The sequence below is a fragment of the Streptomyces sp. JLBT605 genome, assembly GCF_058215555.1.
Genome location: NZ_CM177087.1, coordinates 1,932,353 through 1,949,089 on the forward strand (window position 1 = coordinate 1,932,353; position 16,737 = coordinate 1,949,089).

Sequence of the window (16,737 nt, forward strand, 5' to 3'; positions counted from 1 at the left end):
ATGGGCGCCACGACCACCGACGCGACCGCCGACGCTCGCCCCGCACCGCTCCGGCTGCCGTCCCACCGCCGTGGTGTGGAGCTCGCGCTGATCGTCGGGGCCGTGCTGATCCCGGTCTGCGGCTATGCCGAGGTCGGCCTGGCGACCACCGGTGCCCTGCCGCCGGACGCCGCCCGGTACGGGGCCGGGCTCGGCGTGCTGGCGCTCATCGCCCATCTGGCGGTCCGCATCCGCGCCCCGCACGCCGATCCGCTGCTGCTGCCGATCGCCGTGCTGCTCAACGGCCTCGGGCTGGTGCTCATCTACCGCCTGGACCAGGCGACCCCCGGCGAGTCGGCGGCCCCCACCCAGCTGGTGTGGTCCACCCTCGGCGTGGCGCTGTTCATCGGGGTGGTGCTGGGGCTGGGCCACCACCGGGTGCTCCAGCGGTACGCCCATATCTGCGTGGCCACCGCGCTGGTGCTGCTGACCGTTCCGATCTTCTTCCCCGCCCTCAACGGCGCCAAGATCTGGGTGCGCTTCGCCGGGCTCTCCTTCCAGCCGGGTGAGTTCGCCAAGGTGCTGCTGGCCGTCTACTTCGCCGCCTATCTGGCCGCCGGGCGGCACGCGCTGGCGTACACCGGCCGCCGGGTCTGGGGGCTGCGGCTGCCGCCCGGCCGGGTGCTCGGGCCGGTGGTGGCGATCTGGCTGGTCAGCGTGGGGGTGCTGGTGCTGGAGCGGGATCTGGGCACCTCGCTCCTCTTCTTCGGCCTCTTCGTGATCATGCTGTACGTGGCGACCGGCCGGATCGGCTGGCTCGCGATCGGCCTGCTGCTGGCGTCCGCCGGCGCCGCCGCCGCGGCCGCCGTCGAACCGCACGTCCACGGGCGGGTACACGACTGGCTGCACCCGCTGGCCCACGCCGGCGCGGCCGGTGAGGGCGCGGGCCAGCTCGCCCAGTCGCTCTTCTCGTTCGCGGCCGGCGGGGTGCTGGGGGCGGGACTCGGCGAGGGGCACTCCTCCCTCATCGGCTTCGCCATGAAGTCGGACTTCATCCTGGCCACGGTCGGCGAGGAGCTGGGCCTGACCGGCCTGACCGCGCTCTTCTGGCTGTACGCGCTGCTGGTGGCCCGCGGCTACGGCGCCGGGCTCGCGCTGCGCGACCCGTTCGGCCGGCTGCTGGCGGTGGGCCTGGCGTCCATCCTGGCGCTCCAGGTCTTCGTGATCGCCGGCGGGGTGACCGGCCTGATCCCGCTGACCGGCATGGCCATGCCCTTCCTGGCGCAGGGCGGCTCGTCCGTGGTCACCAACTGGATCATCGTCGCGCTGCTCATCCGGGTGAGCGACAGCGCGGCGCGCGACCAGGACGAGCGCCTGCCCGGCCGGCGCGGTCGCCCGCCCGGCCCGCCCGGCCCGTCCGACCGGCGCGTCCGGCGCGTCCGGACGCCCGGGCCCGGCGGACCGGGCAGCGGTCCCGGTGACGGGCACGCCCCCGGCGGCCCGCAGGCCACGCGCGGCCCCCGCGACCGCTCGTCTGCCCAGGGCACCCTGCGTGACCGCTCGTCCGCCCGGCGCACCCTGCCCGACCGCGCGCCCGGCCCGCCCGACGACCCGCCCGGCCGGCGCGGCGGCCCCCGCCGCCCGGTCCGGAAGTCGCGCGCGTGAGCCGCTGCATCCGCCGCCTGCGGGCGTTCTGCCTGTTGCTGCTGATCGCGCTGCTGGTCTGCGTCGGCCGCATCCAGGCGTTCACCCCGGAGAGCTACGCCCACAACCCGGCCGACCGGCGGGCGGCGATCGCCCGCTACAGCCAGCCGCGCGGCGACATCCTGGCCGGCGAGAAGCCCGTCACCGGCTCCCTGGACACCGGGCAGCGGCTGCGCTTCGAGCGCACCTACCGCCAGGGCCCCCTCTACGCCCCGGTGACCGGCTACTCCTCGCAGCTGTACGGCACCTCGCAGCTGGAGGCCGCCGAGGACGCGGTGCTCTCCGGCTCCGATCCGCGGCTGGCCCTCCTCCCGCTGTGGTACACCCTCACCCGCACCCATCCCTCCGGCGGCAAGGTCCGCACCACCATCGACCCGGCGGTGCAGCGGGCCGCGTTCACCGCGCTGGGCCGCCGCACGGGTGCGGTGGCCGCCCTGGAACCGGCCACCGGAAGGATCCTGGCCCTGGTCAGCACCCCCTCGTACGACCCCGGGGAGCTGTCCGGCAACGGGCCGAGGACCACCCGGGCCTGGACCCGGCTGGCCTCCGACGCCGGGCAGCCCATGCTCAACCGTGCACTGCGGCAGACCTATCCGCCGGGCTCGACCTTCAAGGTCGTCACGGCGGCGGCCGCGCTGGAGCACGGCACGGTCACCGACGCGGGCGCGCCGACCGACACCGCGAGCCCCTACCGGCTGCCCGGCACTGCCACCCGCCTTCGCGACCTGCCGCGCGGCTGCGCGCGGGCCTCGCTGCGCCGGGCGTTCACCCGCTCCTGCAACTCGGTCTTCGCCCGCCTCGCGGTCCGCACCGGGCTGCGCCGGATGGTCGCCACCGCCGAGGAATTCGGTTTCAACGACTCCCGGCTGACCATTCCGTCCGGGGTCGCCCGCAGCACCTTCGACACCCGCATGGACGACGCCCAGCTGGCGCTGTCGGCGATCGGCCAGTACGACACCGCGGCCACCCCGCTGCAGATGGCGATGGTGGCCGCCGCCGTGGCCAACGGCGGCACGCTGATGCGGCCGCGTCTGGTGGACCGGCTCACCGATACGCGCGGCTTCCCGCTGGCGACCACCCCGGCCACCGTCTGGCACCGCCCGATGACCCGGCGGACCGCCGCCGAGCTGCGGCGGATGATGGTCGACGTGGTCACCCGGGGCGCCGGTGGCAGGGCCGCCGTGCCGGGCGCGGTCGTCGGCGGCAAGACGGGCACCGCCCAGCACGGCCCGCGCAACGCCGCCCCGCCGTACGCCTGGTTCATCGGCTGGGCGCAGCGCCAGGGCAGGTCCGCACCGGCGATCGCGGTCGCCGTGGTCGTGGAGCACGCCCACGTCCGCCGCGAGGACACCACCGGCGGGACGGAGGCGGCACCGATCGCCCGCGCGGTGCTCCGGGCCGGGCTGCACGACTAGAGGGTTCCCGCCAGGGCGCCTGGGGATGTCCGGTGGGCGTCCCGGCCAGGGATGTCCGGTGGGCGTCGGGCGCCGTCAGCGCTTGGCCGGCGTGATCTCCGGGAAGCTGAATCCGTAGCCCTGCTCCTTGAGCCACGGCAGGACCTGGCGCAGCGCCTCCACGGTCTCGGCGCGAGGGCCGCCGCCGTCGTGGAAGAGGATGGTCGGGCCGTTGGGCAGCTCGCTCTTGACGGTCGCCACGATCGCGGCGCTGCCGGGGAGTTCGAAGTCCTTGGTGTCGACGTTCCAGCCGAGCGGCCGCATGCCGTGGTCGGCGGCGATCCGGCGGCTGTCGGGGGTGAAGGCGCCGCCCGGGGCGCGGTAGTAGCGGACCTTGGCGCCGCCCGCCGCGTCCTCGATCATCTTCTTCGCCTCCAGGATCTGCCGCTCCTGGTAGTCGACGGGCTTGTGGTCCATGGTGACGTCGTGGCTGATGGTGTGGTCGCAGAGCCGGTGCCCGGCGGCGACGACCTGCTTGACGAGGTGCGGGTGGGCCTTGGCCTGCGGCCCGATCATGCAGAAGGTGGCCTTGACACCGTGTTCCTTCAGCACGTCCAGCACCTGCGGGGTCCAGACCGGGTCCGGCCCGTCGTCGATGGTGATGTTCACGGCCTTGCCGCCACTCTCCGTGGCGTGTGCGATGTCGCGTGGCACGGGTCCCAGCGGTCGCTCCTCGGGGTGCGGCTTGCTCCGCTCCACCGTCCGGTCGTGCGCCCGCGGCCGCTCGGGGCCGTCATCGTCACCGCTGAAGGCGAGGGTGCCGGCGAGGGCCGCTATCAGCGCCAGGGCCGAAGCGACGGCGAGAGCGATGCGCCGCTGCGAGTCGGTCAGTCGTGCCATGTCCGTGAAGAGGGCAAGGGCGGGAGGACGGTTCCGCTCAGCGGGCTGTGGCCCCGGTCACGGCGGGGTAACGGCGACCGGACCGACCGCGATCATCCCCGGTGCATTTGAACTCATCCACGGAACATGATTGTTGACCTGGATTCCTGTTCAGGCGCCGTGCCAGGATTCAAGACACCCCCGCCGCATTTCCGTGAATTGATTTGAGTATGGCAGGAATTCTTGTGCGCAAAATACCTTCATTTGCCGTTGCCGCTGTGGCCGCGCTGGCACTCACGCTGACCGGCTGCGGCGGTGATGACGACAAGGACTCGGGTTCGTCGGGCACCGCCGAGAAGGTCGTCGGCCGGCAGACCGGCAGCGCCCCCGCGACGAAGTCCCCCAGCCCGAGCGCCGGCCGCACGAAGCCCGCCCACTCCCCCAGCCCGCGCCCGAGCGCGCCCCGCACGAAGCCCGCCGCATCGCCGAAGCCGCCGGCGCCGAAGCCCAGCCGCACCGCCAGCACTCCCCGGCCGACCGCTCCCAGCGGCGGAAACAGCGGGACGGCGGGTGTTCAGGGCACCTGGTACGCCGTCGCCTACGGCCCGTACGTCATGAAGGTCAGCGGAACGTCCTTCACCATCACCTACGGCGCCAAGACGCTCAACGGGACGATCGACGCGAACATGCGGGTCTACGCCAGCTACCAGGGCAAGTCCGCGACCGGCAAGGCCGTGCTCGGCAACGGCGGCCAGCGGCTCACCCTCGACTGGGACGACGGCAGCGCCTCCGACGTCTTCGCCCGCACCAAGCCCACGGGCTGATCGGGCTGATGGAACGCCGCGGGCCGGGTACGTCGGGGTGACGTACCCGGCCTGCGGGCTGTTCATGAGGCCGCTGCCTTACGACTTCACGCCGGCTGCCTGCTGGAACGTGGCGATGTCGATGGACTCGGCCGCCGACGGCGTCTCGGCCGGCACCGGCTTGTCGTAGTCCGAGTACAGGATCGTCGCCGGCTCCTTGCCCTCTTCCACGGCCTTGAGCACATAGGGCTTGCCCTCGGTCGCGATGTAGAGCGTCGTCGGGTTGTCGTCCTTCGAGGTGCCCTTGAGGGTGATGACCTTCTGGCCGTCGACCTCAGCCGACTCGCCCTTGACCCACTTCCGGTCCTTGGAGTCGCTGGTGTCCTTCATGGCCTCTTTGAGGTCGCAGCCCTGGACCATGCTCTTGAGCTTTTCGTCGGCGGTGGTGCCGTGGATGTACTTGCCCTGGGAGGCGGTGGCACCCTTCGGGCCGAACAGGGAGTTCATGAGTCCCCCCTGCGGCTTCAGCCAGATCTGGTCGCCACGCTTCACCAACTGGTAGGAACCGGCGGTGGTGAACGTCATGGAGCTGCGGCAGTTGCCTTCGCGGTCCATGGTGAGGTCCGCGTTCATCTTCTGGCCGGTCAGCTGCCCATCGATCTTCACATGGACCGACGTGGCCGACTTCAGCTCCTTCTTCGCCTTGTCGGCGATCTGCTGGGCCGAGAGCGTCTCGATCCCGTTGCCGCCGGACGCCTTGTCGCCGGACTTGTCGTCGTCCCCGCCGCAGCCGGTCACACCAAGCGCCAGAGCCGCACACGCGGCCGTGGCCCACACCCCGTATTTCCTGTTCATAAGCGTGCACCCTAACCAGTGCGGTGGCCGGGCACGTCCGCCGGGCGTCTGGGTCAGTCCTCCGCCCCCTGCGCGATCGCCTCCGCCACCTCCGCCGTCCGTGCCGCCTCCTCGGCGGCGAACCGCTGCGCGTCCAGGTGTTCGGCCTGCTCCTCGTCCTGGGCCATCAGCAGATCGAGGTTGCCGTCGCCCAGCTCCAGGACGCCCATGTCGACGTAGGCGCGCTGCAGCCGCTCCCCCCACAGCCCGATGTCCTTGACGCACGGCACGATCCGGCTGAACAGCAGCTTCCGGAAGAGGTGCAGGTACTCCGACTGCTCGATGTACTCTTCCGCCTCCGTCGTGGGGATGCCGAAGTTCTCCAGCACCTCCACACCGCGCAGCCGGTCGCGCATCAGGTAGCAGCCCTCGATGATGAACTCCTCGCGCTCGCGCAGCTCCGCGTCGGTCAGCTGGCGGTAGTAGTCGCGCAGCGCCATGCGGCCGAAGGCGACGTGCCGGGCCTCGTCCTGCATCACATAGGTCAGGATCTGCTTGGGCAGCGGCTTGTTCGTGGTGTCGCGGATCAGACCGAAGGCGGCGAGGGCCAGCCCCTCGATCAGCACCTGCATGCCGAGGTAGGGCATGTCCCAGCGGGAGTCGCCGAGGGTGTCGCCGAGCAGGGTCTGGAAGTCGCCGTTGACCGGGTAGAGCATGCCGAGCTTCTCGTGCAGGAAGCGGCCGTAGATCTCGGCGTGCCGGGCCTCGTCCATGGTCTGGGTGGCGGAGTAGAACTTCGCGTCCAGGTCGGGGGCGGACTCCACGATGCGGGCCGCGCACACCATGGCGGCCTGCTCGCCGTGGAGGAACTGGCTGAACTGCCAGGAGGTGAAGTGCCGCCGCAGTTCACCCTTGTCCTTCTCGGTCATCTTCGACCAGTACTTGGTGCCGTAGAGGGCGAGCGCGTCGTCAGGGGTGCCGAGCGGATCGTAGGGGTCCACTTCCGACTCCCAGTCGATCCGGGTCACCGCGTCCCACTGCTTGTCCTTGCCCTTCTGGTAGAGCGCGAGGAGCCGGTCGCGGCCCTCGTCGTACTCCCAGTTGAAGCGGGCGGCGCCGGTGGCCGGTATCTGCCAGAGCGATTGCGGCGGCTGCTGGGTGTAGAGATCTCGCGTCGACACTGACGTGACTCCTTCGCCTGTCCAGGTCCCGATGGGCATTGCATGTACAGGTCACCAACATGGGCAGGCTCACACGCCCGCGAACAACGGTCAACAAGTCCGGCGAGAACCATTGACGGCCTTGCTGACAAGCAGTCTCATAAGGAGTCGAAGCCGGGAACTCCGACCACGAGGTGCTCATCGCCATGACTTCCACCATCGAACCCTCGGTCCTGCGGGACGCTCTCGGGCTGCTCAAAGACCGCGAACAGGTGGCGATGCGGCTGCTCGACTCCTCGGCGAAGCACTCCTTCGACCCCGACACCGAGCTGGACTGGGACGCGCCCTTCGAGGACGGCAAGTGGTTCTGGCCGCCGGAGCTGGTCTCGCTCTACGGCACCCCGCTGTGGCAGCGGATGTCCGAGGAGCAGCGGATGGCCCTTTCCCGGCACGAGGCGGCCGCGCTCGCCTCGCTCGGCATCTGGTTCGAGATCATCCTGATGCAGCTGCTGGTCCGGCACATCTACGACAAGGCGGCGACGAGCGCGCACGTGCGCTACGCCCTCACCGAGATCGAGGACGAGTGCCGGCACTCGAAGATGTTCGCCCGGGTGATCAGCAGCACCGGCACCCCGTACTACCCGGTCAGCCGGCTGCACATGAACCTGGGCCGGTTCTTCAAGACCGTCTCCACCACCCCCGGCTCCTTCACCGCCACGCTGCTCGGCGAGGAGATCCTGGACTGGATGCAGCGGCTGACCTTCCCGGACGAGCGTGTCCAGCCGCTGATACGCGGGGTCACGCGCATCCACGTGGTGGAGGAGGCACGCCATGTGCGGTACGCGCGCGAGGAGCTGCGCCGCCAGATGGTGACGGCCCCGCGCTGGTCGCAGGAGTTCACCCGGGTCACCTCGGGCGAGTTCGCCCGGGTCTTCTCGGTGGCCTTCGTCAACCCTGAGGTCTATACCAACGTGGGCCTGGACAAGCGGGAGGCCGTCGCGCAGGTGAAGGCGAGCGGCCACCGCCGCGAGGTCATGCAGACCGGCGCCAAGCGGCTGACCGACTTCCTTGACGACATCGGGGTGCTGCGCGGGGTCGGCCGCAGGCTGTGGCGCAGCTCGGGGCTGCTGGCCTGAGCGTCACCGCCGGCTCCGGAACGCGGCCCGGGACCGCCCGCCCGACCGCCGAGTCTGAGGGTCACCACCGGCTCTGGCGCGGCCCGGACCCGCCGACCTGATCATGCCCGCCGCGGCCGTGACGCGGCCGCGGCCGACTGGCCTGACCGGCCGTTTCCGGCCGTCGCACGGCTCGGTCCGCTCGCCTTCCCGCACGGCTGGACGGTTACGCTGCCTGTCATGACGACAGGCAGCGCCCCGGCGGCCGCGCGGCGCGGCTCGTACCGCAGGCTCAGCGTCGAGGAACGGCGCGCCCAGCTCATCTCCGCCGCCCTCGGGCTCTTCGCCCACCGCGCTCCGGAGGACGTCTCGCTGGACGACGTGGCCGCGGCGGCGGGGGCCTCCCGCCCGCTCGTCTACCGGTACTTCCCGGGCGGCAAGCCGCAGTTGTACGAGGCCGCGCTGCGCAGCGCGGCCAAGGAGCTGGACCGCTGCTTCAGCGAGGCGCCGGTGGGCCCGCTCAGCGAACGGCTGGGGCGCGCCCTGGACCGCTACCTCACCTTCGTGGACGGCCACGACACCGGATTCAGCGCGCTGCTGCAGGGCGGCACCGTCGCCGAGACCTCCCGGACCACCGCGATCGTCGACGAGGTGCGGCGCTCCGCGGCCGAGCAGATCCTCGTCCACTTCGAGGTACCGGAGCCCGGGCCGCGGCTGCGGATGGTGGTGCGCACCTGGATCGCGGCGGTCGAGGCGGCCTCGCTGATCTGGCTGGACGAGGAGAAGCAGCAGCCCGCGGAGGAGCTGCGGGACTGGCTGGTCGACCTCTTCGTCTCCTCGCTCATCGCCACCGCGGCGACGGACCCGCAGACCGCCGAGGTGACCCGGAGCGCGCTGGCCATGGAGCCCGCGGAGGGTCCGGTCGGGCGGCTGGCGCGGCGGGTGGTGCCGGTGGTCGCCGACGCCTCCCATCTGCTGGCCGAGCCCGGGCAGGAGGGCTAGCGCCCGGGGGGGGCGGGATGGACGGGGCCCCGCCGGGGCCCGTGCCCGCCCGCGCCGCCCGCCGCGCGCGGTCTGCGCCAGACTGGTGGGGTGAGAAGCGAGAACACGGCGTTCGTGGGCGGCCCGCTGGACGGGCGGGTCCTGCCGGTCCTGGTGGGCGCCACCGGGCAGCCGCCGAAGGTCTACGAGATCCCGGTGCCGAACGACGACGGCCGCCCGCCGACCGTCCACGTCTATCTGCGGGTGCCCGCGGGCACCAGCAAGCGGCTGGGGCTGGTGCGCGGCTGGCGGTACGAGTACCAGCCGGAGGGGAAGCCGCGAGGCGGGCCGAAGTGGCCGTGGACCAAGCCCACACCCCGGTCCGAGCCGACCCCGACGGAGCCGGCCCCGCCGCAGGCGACCCCACCGGAGGCGACCCCACCGGACGAGTGACCGCGTTCATCTGATCAACCCACTCGGATGGGGCGCTCCGCCTGCCCGTGTCACGATCCACCCGAGGCATCGAGCCGGAGGTGACCGTATGTCAGGGCGCATCGTCCGCATCGTCTGTGTGGCCTCACTGGCCGCCGCGGCCGTGACCCTGCCCCGGCCGGTGACCGCGGTGGCGCGGCCGCCCGCCGCCCCGCCACCGGCGGCCCCGCTGCCCGCCGCCCGGCCCTCCGTCGCCGAGCTGCTGGCCCGGCTGCGGGCGCTGTACGTCCAGGCCGAGGAGGCCACCGAGGCGTACAACGCGATCGAGGAGAGGCTGCGCGACCAGCGGGCCCACTCGGTCACCCTGGACCGGCGGCTGGCGCGCGCCCGCGGAGAGCTGGCCGGCGCCCGCGCCCAGGCCGGCAGGCTCGCGCGCCAGCAGTACCGGGGCACCGCCGGGCTGGCGATCCCGGTCCGCTCGCTGATCAGCGGCGACCTGCGGCTGATCGCCGACGAGCGGCACGAGCTGCGCCGCGCCGCCGACCGGCAGGGACTCACCGTGCGGCGGCTGACCGCGGCCGAGCGGCGGGCGGACACGCTGGCCGGCCAGGCCCGGGCCGCGCTGAAGAAGCGGCAGCGGCTGACCGCCAAACGGAAGAAGCAGCGGGACCGGGTCACCCGGCGGCTGGACACCATCGAGCGGACCCTCGCCACGCTGAGCGACGACGAACTGCTCGCGCTGCGCGAGCGCGAGCGCCGCGAGACGGAGGCCGCGCAGCAGGCACTGCTCCGCGCGATTCCGCTGCGCGTCACCGGCAGCGGCACCGATACCGGCCCGGGCACCGGCAGGGGCACCGACGCCGGGGGCGCCCCGTCCGTCGAGGGCGACAAGGCCCTGCGGTACGCGGTGCGGCAGATCGGCAAGCCGTACGCCTGGGGCGCCGAGGGGCCGACCGCGTTCGACTGCTCCGGACTGACGCAGAGCGCCTGGGCATACGCCGGGCGGGTCATCCCGCGCACCAGCCAGCAGCAGTGGCGGCAGCTGCCGCGGGTGCCGCTGGACGAGCTGCGCCCCGGCGACCTGGTGGTCTACTTCGCCAACGCCTCGCATGTGGCGATGTACGCGGGCGACGGTCAGGTGGTGCAGGCGCCGCGCCCGGGCAGCACGGTGCGGGTGACCCCGCTGGCCTGGAACCCGGTGCTGGGCGCGGTCCGGCCGGACGCCGGGAGCCCGCCGATGGAGGGGTACGTCCCGCCACCCCCGCTGAAGACCGCCCCGCCCCCGGTCAAGACCGCGCCACCGGCCATCTCGACCGGGCCGCCGCCGCTCAGGACCGCGCTGCCGCTGGTGACGAAGACGGCGGTCCGCTCCGGCTCCTGAGGGGTGCCCGGTGGGGCGCCGTCATGACGTGGCGGCGTCATGACGTGGCGGCGTGATCGCTTGGTGGCGTCAGAGGGCGCGCAGTCCGACGAGCACTCTCTCCAGCAACGCGTGGTCGGGCTGCGCCGGGACGCGCCCGGTGCCGCAGACGCGGATCCTGCCCTGGTCGGCCAGGTCGCTGAGGAGTACGCGGACCACGCCCAGCGGGATCCTGAGCAGCGCGGAGATCTCGGCGACCGAGCGCATCCGGCGGCACAGCTCCACGATCGCCTTTATCTCCGGCAGCAGCCGGGCCGCCCTCGGGCTGTCGGCGGACGGCTCGCGGCGCCCGTCCGGACCGTCCAGCGCGGCCACGAAGGTCTCGACCAGCAGGACATGGCCGGAGCGGGTACGGCCGCCGGTGAGCGAGTAGGGCCGGACGCGGGCGGCCCGGCGGCTCGCCGCGCCGCGCATCGGCAGACCGTGCGCGATGGTCACAGTGCCGACTCCATCGACAAGCGCAGCTCCGTGCGGAGTTCGGGGGTGAGGACGTGTCCGGCCCGGCCCACGAAGAGCGCCATGTGGTAAGCCACCACGGTCATGTCGCAGTCCGGGGTGGCGTGGACGCCGAGCAGCGAGCCGTCGCTGATCGACATGACGAACAGACTGCCCTCGTCCATCGCGACCATCGTCTGCTTGACCCCGCCGCCGTCCATCAGCTGGGACGCGCCCAGCGTCAGGCTGCCCAGGCCGGAGACGATGGTGGCCAGGTCCGCGCTGGAGCCCTTCGGCCCGTCCTGGGTCGTGGGATCGTGCGCCGGCCGGTCCTTGGCCTGCGGATCGGAGGAGAGCAGCAGCAGCCCGTCGGACGAGACCACGGCGACCGAGCGGACGCCCGGCACCTCCTCGACCAGATTGGCGAGCAGCCAGTGCAGATTCCGGGCCTCGGTGCTCAGCCCGTAGGTACTAGTGGGCGCATTCAATCGCGTGCCTCCTCAACAGTGCCACCCTCGTCCTGCGCCCCCGTTGGTTCCGTTACTCCGGTTCGCTCCGCCCGTTCCGCGCGTCCGGCTCGTTCCGCTCGTTCGGTTCGCTCGGTGCCCGGTGGCTGTTCCGCTCGCTGCCAGGCCGTCGTCCCGGACGCCTCGGTGGTGCGCCCCGCCTCGGTGAGCCTCTCGGTCAGCCCGGCCTCGACCGGAAGTCCGATCCCGGCCTCGGCGTCCCGGCGGCCCTCGCGGGCGCCGCGCTGGAAGCCGCCCAGCCGGCGGCGGAGTTCCTCGGCGTCCACGCCCCGGGCGCGCTCGCGCGGGGCGGGCGTCGGCCGTGACACGGCCCGCGGGGTGCGCTTGGGCAGCCCCGTGTCGGTCATCGGCCGCTCGCTGGTCGGCCCACCGGCCGGCTGCGGGCCCGGCTCGCCCGGAGCCTGCCGCCGCGCATGCCGCGGTACGCCGCCGGAGGGGGTGTCCTGCCGCAGATCGTGGCGGAGGACGCCGCCCGACGGCGTGTCCTGCCGCCGGTCGTGCCGCGGAAGTCCGCCCGACGGTGTGTCGTCCGGGCGGGGGGTTCCGCCGGGCGGTGTGCGCTCGCCGAGGCGGCCCGCGGCGGTGGGGCCGGGACGGTCGGCGCGCCGGGTGCCCGGCTTCGGCCGGGAGGGCAACGGAGGCGGCGTGAGCGGGGCCCCCGGCCTGGCGTGCTCGTCGGGCTCCAGGACGGAGTGCGGGCCACCGGACAGCCACCGGCCGCCCCCCGGCTCGCCGGACTCGCCGGGCTGTTGCCAGGCATGGCCCGCCACGGGCACGCCGCCGCCCGGCGTCGGCTCGGGGTCCTGGTACGCCGCACCGGCCCGGCTCGCCGAGTACGCGCCGAAGGGGCCCGGCTCCCGGTCCGGCCCGGCGCTCGGTCCGTCCGCCGCCCCACCGAGCGAGGCGCGTTCGGACGTGCCCGAGTGGGCGGGGCCCGAGCCCGGGGCGGCCGCCTCGGCGGAGGCGGGATCGTACGGTGCCGGGTCGGGCAGTGCCTCGTCGTTCGGCGCCAGGTCGTCCGATGCCAGGTCGTTCGGTGCCAGGTCCGGCAGTGTCGGTTCGCCCGACGCCGGTTCGCCCGACGCCGGTTCGTGCGATTGCGGTGCCGGGTCGTTCGGTGCCGAGCCGGGCGCACCGGAATCGGAGGGCGCCGTGGCAGCCGCGTCGGAGTCGTACGAGGCGGGGCCGAGGCCGGCCAGGTCGCCCGCCATCGGACCGTGTCCGGCACGGTCGGGCGGCACGGGGCCGGACGACACGGAGTCGGACGACAGGGAGTCGCTCCAGGAGCGGCCGGGCGCCGGCGCGGCCGCGTCGAGGCTGGGCCAGTCGTCCGGGACGCACAGGTCGTCGGCGGCGGGGAGGTCGTCCCCGGCGTTCGGGTCGGCCGGACCGCGCAGGCCGTCCTGGGCACTCGGGCCATCCGCGGCGGCCGGCTCCACTGAGCTGCGCCAGCCGTCCAGGCTCCGCACGTCCTCCGGGCCACGCACTCCGCCCGAGGCGCGCACGTCCTGGGCAGCGCCCACGTCGCCCGAGGCTCGCACATCCTCGGCGGCACGCACCTCGCCCGAATCGCGCACGTCCTCGGCAGCGCTCATGTCGCCCGGGCTGCGCGCCTCGTCGGGGACGCGCGAGTCCCCCGGGCCGCGCGAGTCCTCGGCGGCGCGCACCTCGCCCGCGTTGTTCACGCCGCCGGTGGTGTTCACGTCCCCGGAGGCAGGGGCATCGGCCGGGCCGCGCAGGTCGTCGGCGATGTCCAGGCTCCCCGAGGCGCGCACGTCGTCGGCTGCGGCCAGGTCGCTCAAGGCTCGCGCGTCGTCCGACGGCCTAGGCACAGCGGGAGACGGTGCCGTCTCGGAGGCACGCTCGTCGCCCCGGGGGGGCGTGTCGTCAGCAGGCGTCGGCGCGGCCGGTGACGGAGTGTCGGCTGCGGTGGTCCCGTCCTGCGGGTACTCGGGCTCGGGGTGGGGGCCGGGGCGCAGGTCGCCCCGGATGGCGGCCAGTTGGATGGTCCGCTCGGCGGCGACGACCAGCGGATCCGTGTCCGGCTCGTCGTCGATCTCGACGTCCGGGACGAACTCCGGCTCGTCGTCGGGGTCGCCCAGGCCGTCGACCGCGCCCGGGAGCCCGGCGCCGTCCATCGGGCCGGTTTCACCGGTTCCGGTGCTCCCGGTCGGGAGCCAGGACAGCCGGGGCTCCGGAATGGCCTCTTCCGCGGCCGGGCGGGCGTCCGGGCGCACCGGCTCGGCCGCGTGCGGGCCCCCGGCGGGGTCCGTGTCCCACGACCGGGCGGCAGTCGGCGGGGCCTGCCCATCCGCGGCGCCCGGCAGACCCTGAGTGCCCTCGGCACCCAGCGCACCATGCCCACCGGCCGCACTCGGCGCGCCCTGGGCGTTCGCCACATCCGGCACCGCCTGGGCACCCTCGATGCCTGGCGCGGCCTGCTCCTCCGGGGCGTTCTCGTCGGCGCCGGGCGCCGGGGCATCGGCTGCCGCCGCGGAGGCGGCGTCCGGCTCGGTCGTCGGGGTGGCCAGCGAGCGGGCCTGGCTCGGAAGGGCGTTGGAGTTGGCCTCGGCGACCACGCCCGGGAGGCTCTGGCCGACGCCGGCCGCTCCCGCGCCGGAGGCCGACGGCACCGGAGCGGGCCCGGCCTCGGCAACCCCCGACTCGGCGGACGCGGCCCCAGCAAACCCGGCCTCGACAGGCCCGGCCGCCGCAAACCCCGCCTCGACCGCCTCGACCGGCTCGACCGGCTCCGCCTCCGCGGGTGGGGCCGAGAGGATCCTGGCCGGGAGGAGCACCACGGCCGAGACGCCGCCCTGCGGCTGCTCCCGCAGCTGGACCCGGACACCGTGCTTGGCGGCGAGCCGGGTGACGACGTACAGGCCGAGGCCCAGCGGGTCGTCGGCGTTCGGCCCCTTGGAGGTGTCGGGGACCGGCTCGGCCAGCCGGTTGTTCAGCTCCTCGTACCGGGCGGGGGCCATGCCGATGCCCTGGTCCTGGACCGAGAGCATCAGCTCGCCGGTGTCCAGCAGCCAGCCGGAGACCTGGACGGGCGCCTCCGGCGGGGAGAAGGCGGTGGCGTTCTCCAGCAGCTCGGCGACGAGATGGCTGATGCTGTCGGCGGCGTGCCCGGTGAGGTAGGAGTTCGGCGGCAGGGACTCGATCCGCACCCGGTCGTACTTCTCGACTTCGCTGATCGAGGCGCGCAGCACATCCAGCAGCGGCACCGGCCCCGGGTGCGTGACCCGGTGCTCGGAACCGGCGATGACCAGGAGGTTCTCGCTGTAGCGGCGCATCCCGGTGGCGAGGTGGTCGAGCTGGAAGAGGGTCTCCAGGCGGTCCGGGTCGGTCTCGCGCTCCTCCAGGCCCTCGATCACGGCCAGCTGACGCTCGATGAGGCTGAGATTGCGCAGCGCCAGGCTGACGAAGCTGCCGTGCACCCGCTCGCGAAGGCCGTCCAGGCGGGCGACGGCCTGGTCCCGCTCGCGGCGCAGATCGGTGCGCTCGTCGGCGAGCCGGCGCCGTTCGCCGACCAGCCGGGTGCGGTCGGCGTCGAGCTTCTCGGACCGCTCCCGCTCGCGCCGCACGGCCTGCTGGAGATCGTTGACACTGCGCACCGCGTCCGCGAACTCGTCGTTTTTCCCGCGGTACGCCACCGGTTCCTCGGTGACCGGGTCGGCGGCGACGCGGCGCGCGCCCAGCCGCAGCGCGGCCAGCGGGCGGGTCATGGAGCGGCCGGTGGAGACGCTGGCGCCCAGCGCGAGGAGCAGGCAGGCGCCGACCAGGCCGATCTGGATCTCAAGATCTTCGACGTCGTCGTCGCGCAGCTGCTCCAGCCGCTCCAGCTCGGCGGTGGCAAGGGCGGACTCGACGCCGCGCATCCGGTCGATCCGGGCCGAGAGGGCGGCCGCCACGCGCTTGTCGTCCAGCAGCAGATCGGATGCGGACAGCCGGGAGGCGTCGGTGAGCCGGTCCAGGTAGCGGTCGGCCGCGGTGACCTCGGTGCCGTTGACGGTGCTGGCGAAGCGCTCCCGTACGTCGTCCGGCGCGAGCTGCTCGAAGTCGGCGAGGGCGGCCTGTTCGCGCAGGTCGGTGCGTTGGGCGGCGCCGCTCAGCTCGGTGCGGCCGCCGTCCCCGGAGAGCGCCCCGAGCAGCAGGCCGCGGGTGGCGGACGCCTGCTCACCGGCCCGGCCGAGGGCGGCGAGGGCGGCGGCGCTGCCGGTGTCGGCGCGCTCGGGCATGTCGCGGGCGAGGGCGCCGGAGAGGTCCTGGAGGGCCTGGAGGGTGCGGGTGTAGCCCTCGAAGACGTCCAGTGCCGAGCCGTGGCCGGTCAGCGCCTGCTGCCGCAGCCTGGGGAGTTCGTCGAGCAGCCGCCGCAGCGCGCCCGGGGCGTCCGGGCGCAACTCGGTGACCTGGCGGTCGACCCGGGCCCGCTGGCTCTCGGAGACGCCCGCGCCGGAGGCGGAGCTGCGGCCGGCGGCGACGAACTCGGTCATCGCGTCCCGCTCGTCGGCCAGCGAGTGGGCGAGGACCACGGCCTCGCGGTTGGCCTCGGCCAGCTCGACCAGGCGCTGTGAGCGGTGGGTGGTGTCGATGGCCGCCGCTATGGCGGGGGCACCGGCGGCCGCGACGGCGACGGAGACCATCGCGACGGAGAGGACGAGCCGGTTACGGACGCGTGTGGACCGGCGCGCCGGGGCGACACCCGTCTCGCGCGCCTCGCCGGGGATCGGTTCCCCGCTCTGCTCGTCGTTGCTGCCCCGAAGCCGCTTCTTCCGCACCGGTGCTCACAATCTTTTCTCGCCCGATCCGCTGAGGAACCAGAAGGTGACGGGAGTTCAACTTGTGTGTGGAGCTCCACCCCTGGCACGGAATCCGACCATTCCAGTACCACTGTGAGGCGGACGCGCAACACATGCCCGGCCACCTGAACGAGTGAACATCATTGCGAAGTTGACCTTCAACTTCCGCTTCATCCCACTCCTGCCCAATCCCTCCCCACGGCTGGAAAACACTTCCCGCTCCTGGCAATATTCGCACCCCCAACTGCCAGGAATCACCCATCTCGCCCTCA

At 73.6% G+C, this 16,737-nt stretch carries 12 protein-coding genes and 1 pseudogene; 7 read left to right on the forward strand and 6 right to left on the reverse strand.

The genetic code is table 11. The features are described 5' to 3' along the window. Positions 1-1,356, forward strand: a pseudogene (locus tag AC4BDD_RS08650) (FtsW/RodA/SpoVE family cell cycle protein); the annotation flags it as partial. A 284-nt stretch (positions 1,357-1,640) separates the two neighbouring features. Further along, entirely contained in the window at positions 1,641-3,098 is a 1,458-nt protein-coding gene (locus AC4BDD_RS08655; protein ID WP_490690393.1) for a penicillin-binding transpeptidase domain-containing protein, read from the forward strand. A 75-nt stretch (positions 3,099-3,173) separates the two neighbouring features. On the opposite strand, the gene AC4BDD_RS08660 is transcribed toward AC4BDD_RS08655, so the two are convergent. Next, on the reverse strand, positions 3,174-3,977 hold the full coding sequence (locus AC4BDD_RS08660; RefSeq protein ID WP_490690394.1) for a polysaccharide deacetylase family protein: 804 nt from the start codon (positions 3,975-3,977) through the stop codon (positions 3,174-3,176). Between the two features lie 257 nt (positions 3,978-4,234). Here AC4BDD_RS08660 and AC4BDD_RS08665 point away from each other — a divergent pair, with 257 nt between their 5' ends. Further along, complete coding sequence (locus AC4BDD_RS08665; protein WP_490690395.1) at positions 4,235-4,780, forward strand: hypothetical protein; 546 nt, start codon at positions 4,235-4,237, stop codon at positions 4,778-4,780. A gap of 78 nt (positions 4,781-4,858) precedes the next feature. Here AC4BDD_RS08665 and AC4BDD_RS08670 read toward each other — a convergent pair whose 3' ends face one another. Continuing rightward, positions 4,859-5,614, reverse strand: coding sequence for a LolA-like protein (locus tag AC4BDD_RS08670; protein WP_490690396.1), 756 nt, complete (start codon positions 5,612-5,614; stop codon positions 4,859-4,861). 53 nt (positions 5,615-5,667) lie between these two features. Next, the gene (locus tag AC4BDD_RS08675) at positions 5,668-6,774 is read right to left on the reverse strand and encodes a ferritin-like domain-containing protein (RefSeq protein ID WP_490690397.1); all 1,107 of its coding nucleotides are present in this window, start codon (positions 6,772-6,774) and stop codon (positions 5,668-5,670) included. Positions 6,775-6,959: 185 nt separating this feature from the next. Here AC4BDD_RS08675 and AC4BDD_RS08680 point away from each other — a divergent pair, with 185 nt between their 5' ends. From AC4BDD_RS08680 to AC4BDD_RS08695, 4 genes are all read left to right on the forward strand, one after another. Then, positions 6,960-7,889, forward strand: a complete 930-nt coding sequence (locus AC4BDD_RS08680; protein ID WP_490690398.1) for an AurF N-oxygenase family protein — start codon at positions 6,960-6,962, stop codon at positions 7,887-7,889. A gap of 219 nt (positions 7,890-8,108) precedes the next feature. Next, positions 8,109-8,870, forward strand: coding sequence for a TetR/AcrR family transcriptional regulator (locus AC4BDD_RS08685; protein ID WP_490690399.1), 762 nt, complete (start codon positions 8,109-8,111; stop codon positions 8,868-8,870). Positions 8,871-8,960: 90 nt separating this feature from the next. Next, a complete protein-coding gene (locus AC4BDD_RS08690; protein ID WP_490690400.1) occupies positions 8,961-9,302 on the forward strand; it encodes a DUF8847 domain-containing protein in 342 nt (113 codons plus the stop codon). 88 nt (positions 9,303-9,390) lie between these two features. Continuing rightward, the gene (locus AC4BDD_RS08695) at positions 9,391-10,662 is read left to right on the forward strand and encodes a C40 family peptidase (protein ID WP_490690401.1); all 1,272 of its coding nucleotides are present in this window, start codon (positions 9,391-9,393) and stop codon (positions 10,660-10,662) included. A gap of 69 nt (positions 10,663-10,731) precedes the next feature. Here the strand turns inward: AC4BDD_RS08695 and AC4BDD_RS08700 are convergent, their stop codons facing one another. Genes AC4BDD_RS08700 through AC4BDD_RS08710 form a run of 3 tightly spaced genes read right to left on the reverse strand, consistent with a single transcriptional unit; the run spans position 10,732 to position 16,444 of the window. Continuing rightward, on the reverse strand, positions 10,732-11,115 hold the full coding sequence (locus AC4BDD_RS08700; RefSeq protein ID WP_490691711.1) for a DUF742 domain-containing protein: 384 nt from the start codon (positions 11,113-11,115) through the stop codon (positions 10,732-10,734). Between the two features lie 20 nt (positions 11,116-11,135). Next, on the reverse strand, positions 11,136-11,624 hold the full coding sequence (locus AC4BDD_RS08705) for a roadblock/LC7 domain-containing protein (RefSeq protein ID WP_490690402.1): 489 nt from the start codon (positions 11,622-11,624) through the stop codon (positions 11,136-11,138). Next, the gene (locus AC4BDD_RS08710) at positions 11,621-16,444 is read right to left on the reverse strand and encodes a sensor histidine kinase (RefSeq protein WP_490690403.1); all 4,824 of its coding nucleotides are present in this window, start codon (positions 16,442-16,444) and stop codon (positions 11,621-11,623) included. Before AC4BDD_RS08710 ends, AC4BDD_RS08705 begins: the two co-directional genes overlap by 4 nt. Positions 16,445-16,737: the final 293 nt, after the last annotated feature.

What these genes read in the sequence shown, in the direction of transcription:
- AC4BDD_RS08660 (WP_490690394.1), bottom strand. Translation starts at nt 3,977, where the DNA reads ATGGCACGACTGACCGACTCGCAGCGGCGCATCGCTCTCGCCGTCGCT.
- AC4BDD_RS08670 (WP_490690396.1), bottom strand. Translation starts at nt 5,614, where the DNA reads ATGAACAGGAAATACGGGGTGTGGGCCACGGCCGCGTGTGCGGCTCTG.
- AC4BDD_RS08680 (WP_490690398.1), top strand. Translation starts at nt 6,960, where the DNA reads ATGACTTCCACCATCGAACCCTCGGTCCTGCGGGACGCTCTCGGGCTG.
- AC4BDD_RS08685 (WP_490690399.1), top strand. Translation starts at nt 8,109, where the DNA reads ATGACGACAGGCAGCGCCCCGGCGGCCGCGCGGCGCGGCTCGTACCGC.
- AC4BDD_RS08695 (WP_490690401.1), top strand. Translation starts at nt 9,391, where the DNA reads ATGTCAGGGCGCATCGTCCGCATCGTCTGTGTGGCCTCACTGGCCGCC.
- AC4BDD_RS08700 (WP_490691711.1), bottom strand. Translation starts at nt 11,115, where the DNA reads ATGCGCGGCGCGGCGAGCCGCCGGGCCGCCCGCGTCCGGCCCTACTCG.